At 47.7% G+C, this 1,548-nt stretch carries 2 protein-coding genes; one reads left to right on the top strand and one right to left on the bottom strand.

What is annotated here, in order from left to right:
* On the bottom strand, positions 1 to 530 hold a 530-nt coding region (locus RMO52_RS12485), incomplete at its 3' end, for an aminotransferase class I/II-fold pyridoxal phosphate-dependent enzyme (RefSeq protein WP_310414604.1).
* Positions 531 to 760: 230 nt separating this feature from the next.
* Between RMO52_RS12485 and RMO52_RS12480 the strand changes: the two genes are divergently transcribed.
* Positions 761 to 1,387: a hypothetical protein gene (locus tag RMO52_RS12480; protein ID WP_310414601.1), complete on the top strand. Its 627-nt coding sequence runs from the start codon at positions 761 to 763 to the stop codon at positions 1,385 to 1,387.
* Positions 1,388 to 1,548 lie beyond the last annotated feature (161 nt).

The raw sequence follows: 1,548 nt of genomic DNA, 5'->3' as shown, positions 1-1,548 counted from the left end.
TTGAAGAAGAGAATTTTGGCTTTGCGGGCGACATCTTCGGGAATATCGTTGAGATCGATTTCCCAGTCATTCTCCGGCTTGAGGATAATATTATGAATCTTAGCACCCGCGATCGCAGGCCCCCGAAAGTGGACGGGATAGGCGGGACTGGGGACGAGGACTGTATCGCCAGGGTTGATATATGCTAGCGCTAGATGTCCCAAGCCTTCTTTGGAGCCGAGCAGGGGCAAAGCTTCACTATTGGGATCGAGGGTAACGCCATAGCGCCGATAATACCATTTGGCGATCGCGCCCCGAAAATTGGCGGTACCTTCAAAAGGCGGATAACCATGATTGGTGGCTTCATCGAGCGCATCTTTGGCTGCCGCAATAACTGGCGCTGGCGCAGCACCGTCTGGGTTGCCCATCCCCAAGTCAATCAGATCGATACCCTGGCGACGAGCATTTGCTTTGAGTTCATCTAACCGAGCAAATACATATTGGGGTAACGATTGGAGGCGTTCGGCAGGACTAATCCAGTCTAAGGTCATTGTCTATAATTATTAATGCAGTTCAATCTGTTGGCATCCTTCGGCTCGCGGGATGAGGCAACGGTTCCGCTTTGTCTCATCCGACTGGATCGGTGATGAGTAATCTCCCCAGTCGAGAATTCGATCGAAGTGCGTGTATCTAGAATATCAGGTTCGACCGCGCTTGCTATGATTCGATTGTGCAAAGCCCACACTTTACGAACGATTGGAAACTTCGCAGCACCCGATCTTTGCTGGCTAGTCTAGATCGCAGGTCTTCAACAGATCGGGCAACTTTATTGCTATTCGATCGTCTTGTCTCTATATCTCAGCTCACCGCTTACTCAAACAGTACCATGCCTAAGTTCTCGATCTTTATTCTAATCGGCATTGGCACGGTCGCCATGACATTTTTTGTGCCTCAATTTCCCGGAGCTGCTAGGGCAAGAAAGCTTAAAGCTTGTGTCGATCCGCTGCCGATTGCCAAACGGGTAGTGCTGACACTTAAGGCTGATAAAAAACAGATGGAGAACAATAAAACTGTCTTCCGACCGATTGCCGAAAAAGCGACTGTGAAGCCTGGAGATATTATTAAATACACCGTAATTGCCAAAAATAATAGCCGCTGTCCACTCAAGAATTTAATTCTCAAGCAACCGATTCCTAGGGGAACTAATTATGTGAAAGATTCTGCTAGGTCGCTTGAGGGTGCCGAACTATTATTCAGTATCGATGGGGGTAAAACTTTCGTTGCTCAGCCGAAAATTGGCACCCAACCAGCACCCACGACAGCTTATAATTATCTCCGCTGGCGATTTAGCGGCCTGATGGTGACTAATGCTCAAGTGCAGACCACTTACAAGCTTCAGGTGAAGTAGAGGGTAGAGGGTAGAGGATAGAGGGTAGAGGGTAGAGGGTAGCGAATAGTGCTTTACTTGGGGAAACCCAATGTAAAGCATCTTTTCAAGACACAGGGTTGCGATTTTAACCGCCCAATTATCAATTATCAATTATCAATTAATTTTATTCCCGCTACCTA

Origin of the sequence: Chamaesiphon sp. OTE_8_metabat_110 (assembly GCF_031382685.1) — a bacterium.
GTDB lineage: Bacteria > Cyanobacteriota > Cyanobacteriia > Cyanobacteriales > Chamaesiphonaceae > Chamaesiphon.
This window is presented reverse-complemented; position numbering and strand designations above follow the sequence as displayed.